Genomic DNA, 3663 nt, shown 5'->3' with positions numbered 1-3663 from the left:
CCAGCTGGCGGGGAGCGTCATTCCGAACGTGCTGTATTCCGCTGGTCGCCACGGGCGCGGGCTGCGAGGTAGGCGGTCCAGTCGGTGGCCGCGCGCCGGCGCCAATGGGTGGCGGTGATCGGGTGGAGCCCGAGCATCGGGCCCAGGACGGCGGGAGGCAGCTCCTGGGCGAGGGCAACGAGAGCGGTGGTGCGGGCTGGGCGGTTGGGGATGTGGTGGGCGGCCAAACGGCGGCTGAGGACTGCGGAGGAGACATGGGCGCCGGGGAGGTGACCGGGGAACAGCCAGCCCGAGGGCGTGTTCGCGGCCCAGCCGGTAGGCGCGGGGCGCTTGGTGAGGTCGGTCAGGAGCCGGGCGAGGGAGTCGGGCAGGGGGATGGGTGTGCGGTCGAGAGTGAGGAAGCTGGTGTCGTCGGCGGTGGACAGGGCGGTGGTGGTCAGCGCGGCAATCCGGGTGAGGTGCTGCCCGAAGAGCAGGAGAATTGCCCCTGCCGCCCGGACATCGAGCGGGAGGCCAGCATCGGTCAGGCACTGATGCAGCAGGTCCCACTGGGAGTCCTCGTCCAGTCCGACTGGGTCAGCCTTGGGGCGGTGCGGGACTTCCAGTGCCCGGGCATGGTGGCGGCGGTGGGCCCAGACGACGAAGTCGCGGACCTCGTACCGAGTTCCTGGATTCCCGGCGAGCCAGGCGTCGACCTGGTGCTGGGTGACCGCTCCGATGGCCAGTCCGCGGGCGGCCATCGTCGCGAGGAAGTCGGCGGCGACGTTGATGCGGGTGTAGGCCCAACGGATCCGGTGCTTGGACCCGCCGCCACGGAGACGCTGGTGGCGGCGGGCGCGGGGCAGCAGGGACCAGCGGACATAGGACCGGAGCAGGACTGCGTGATCGGGATGGCGGGTGGTGACCCGGTCGAGGTGGAGGGTGATCCGGGCGGAGAGTTCATCGCGTTCTGGGAGCACCTGGTAGGCGATGAGGAGGCCGCGCAGGTAGTCGGAGACCCTCGCGCCGGATCGGCTGGCGGTGGCGGTGGCGTCCAGGTCGGCGTGGGTGAGGGGGCGGCCGGTGGCGATGAGGTCCGCCAGCAGGCGGGCGGAACGGGAGTTGCGCAGCCAGTTCAGCACTGTGCCCGGTTCCGGACAGTCAGCGAGGGCCACGCGCATGTGGACGTACTGGTCGGTGCCGTCGGGGGCGGCGTTGAACAGTGTGGCGAGTCGGTCCTTCACCGTGCAGCGGTCGCACAGTCCGCGGACCTGGTAGGAGCGGGGCTCGCCGCACCGGGGGCAGGCGTAGGGGTCCGGGTGGCCGGCGCACGGGCCGCAGACGCGGCGGTGTCGAGAACGGGCGATCAGAACTCGGCGCCGCTCGCAGCGCGGGCAGATGGCCGGCTGGCGCCGGGCGTCGCTGTAGCAGGACTGGCAGACCGGGCCCAGCGGCCACCTCGCACACACCGGGGCGCTGGTTGCGCACAGCGCGCACGGAGCCGGGGGCCGGGGGCGGCAGGACACGCACGGGTCCATCGGCGTCGGCTCCTTTCCGCAGATGGAGCAGGAGCGGCCGACGGCGAGCTGGGCACGGCGGCAGGACGCGCAGGTCTTCCGGCTTGGCCGAGGCTTCACCGTCCCGCACACGCTGCACGGGCCGACGTCACCTTGGCCCGCGAGGACGCCTTCGCAGCCGAGGCAGACCCGGCCGCCGGGCACTGCCCGTCGCAGTGGCCGTGCCCGCCCGCACCGCAGACACGCTGGCCTCCTCACTCCCCCCACCCCAGCCTCGGCCAGGGCGATGATGAGGGCCTGAACGGAGCCCGGCGCAGCCGAGTCGCCGCTGACCAACGCGTCCGGGTGCACGGTCAGGTGGGCCCGGATGCGGCCGCGGGCCGACGGCGTCAGTGCGGCCACGATCCGGTCCGCCTCCTGTGCGGATAGCTCGGGAAGGTACCGGGTGATCTGCCGCGCGAGCTCGGCCCACGTCGCTCGCGCCGGTCCTGGACCGGTCACCGCTCTCCCGGGCGCCGTACGCGTACTCGCCGCACCGGCGGCGCCTTCGCCACGCTCGTGCTCTCCCCCGTCGCCGTCGGCTTCGCGACCTGAGCGCGGACCTCGGTGACCGTGATCAGGTCTGCGGGAGTGACATCGAGGATGCCGCACAGCGCGGCCAGGACGTCCATCGACAGCCGCTGCGGGGGCTGGGCGACCAGGCGGTAGACCTGCTCGCGGGAGAGGTGGACGCCGTAGTCGGCCAGGAGCGGGACCAGGTCGGTGGTCTGGTACATCTCCCGCTCGGCCATCAGCCGGCGCAGGTTCCATGTGAACCCCATGCGCTGCATCACTGCGGCATCAGCCCCCTCCACCCCTGCCCGCCAGCCGCCGCTGGAGGGCGCTCTCGATCAGCCGGTTGCGGTACTCATCCGACACCCACGTGTACAACGCGGTCGTCGACGCGTAGGCGTGCCCGACCTGCTCCTGGACGAACCTCTCGGGATATCCGAACTCGATCAGGTGCGTGATGTAGGTGTGCCGCAGGCAGTGCAGATCCAGCTCGTCGGGAAGGCCGGCGTGCTCGCGGATGGCGGCGAAGACCTCGTCCAGGCGGCGCACGCCGAGCCGCCCGCACCGCTCCGAGACCCACAACGCGGGGTGCCGGCCCGGCGAAAACCCGCATCGGACCTCCTCCACCCACTCCTGGACGACGGGGACAATCCATTCGATCTCCGGCACCGTCAACACCGTTCGCCGCTTCGGCGGACTTCCCCTCGATGCCTTGCCGTGCCGGACCTCCAAGGCACCGAGGCGCCCGTACTGGGGAGCGCGTGGATTGTGCCGCAGGTCGGTGAGGTCCAGCATCGACGTCTCGCGGCGCCGGGTCCCGTACGCGTAGACCTGCTTGACCAGCACCGAGTCCCGCCAGGCGGCCAGTACGCCCTTACGGCCCTTCTTGCGGATCTGCTCCACCCGGTCGTCAGCCGCGTCGAAGAAGGTCTGCAGTTCGTCGTAGGTGAACGCACGCCGGCCGGGACGGCCCTCGAAGTCAGCAACGTGCTGAGCGGTGTTCCAGTCGTGGCACACCTGGACCGGGAACCGGCCGAACTCCTCCAGACATGCCCTCCCCCACCCGTACCGGGTGTCCGTAATGAAGGAGCAGAACATCTCCAGGTCGCCCTGCTGACCCCGGACGGTGGACCACACGACCTCGCCGCGCGAGAGCCGGGTGGAGAAGTACGCCTCGACATCCTCCGGCGTCCAGTCCCACGGGTAGGTACCTGCGAACGCGGCGAACCGCCGCACCAGGCTCAGCCGGTCACTGATCGTCTTTCGTGCCAAGAGCCGGCTGCGCTGCTGCTGTTCCCACCCTTGCAGCATGGCGTCGAACATCGCCGGGGCCGGGTCCAGTGCGCGCACGTTGTCCGCGCGCACCAGCCGGATCGCGCCCGGCAGATCCACCCCGCTCATCCACGCTCCAGACAGTTGCATCGGATGCAACATCGTGGCGTTGGATGCCCCACCTCAGGTCAGAAAGCCCACAACGCCACCCGACCGGGTGACGCCAGAGCCCACCAGCTCCCCCAAGCTGTCAGCGGCAACGGGCGGAATGTTGCGTCTGGCCCAACTCCGCCTACTTGCTGTCCCACGCCTCCGCGAGCGGCACCATGTGGTCGATGTCGAG

3 protein-coding genes are annotated in these 3663 nt (G+C 71.0%); all 3 read right to left on the bottom strand.

What is annotated here, in order from left to right:
• Nucleotides 1–17 precede the first annotated feature (17 nt).
• Nucleotides 18–1448, bottom strand: a complete 1431-nt coding sequence (locus CD790_RS34205; protein ID WP_144387275.1) for a hypothetical protein — start codon at nt 1446–1448, stop codon at nt 18–20.
• 545 nt (nt 1449–1993) lie between these two features.
• On the bottom strand, nt 1994–2329 hold the full coding sequence (locus CD790_RS34200; RefSeq protein ID WP_144387274.1) for a helix-turn-helix transcriptional regulator: 336 nt from the start codon (nt 2327–2329) through the stop codon (nt 1994–1996).
• A gap of 7 nt (nt 2330–2336) precedes the next feature.
• Nucleotides 2337–3449 carry a site-specific integrase gene (locus tag CD790_RS34195; protein ID WP_144387273.1) on the bottom strand — a complete coding sequence of 371 codons (1113 nt, stop codon included), beginning with the start codon at nt 3447–3449 and terminating at the stop codon, nt 2337–2339.
• Nucleotides 3450–3663: the final 214 nt, after the last annotated feature.

The organism is Streptomyces sp. SAJ15 (assembly GCF_007595705.1).
Taxonomy (GTDB): domain Bacteria; phylum Actinomycetota; class Actinomycetes; order Streptomycetales; family Streptomycetaceae; genus Streptomyces.
Note: the sequence above shows the minus strand (reverse complement) of the source record. Positions and strands in the feature narration are given on the sequence as shown.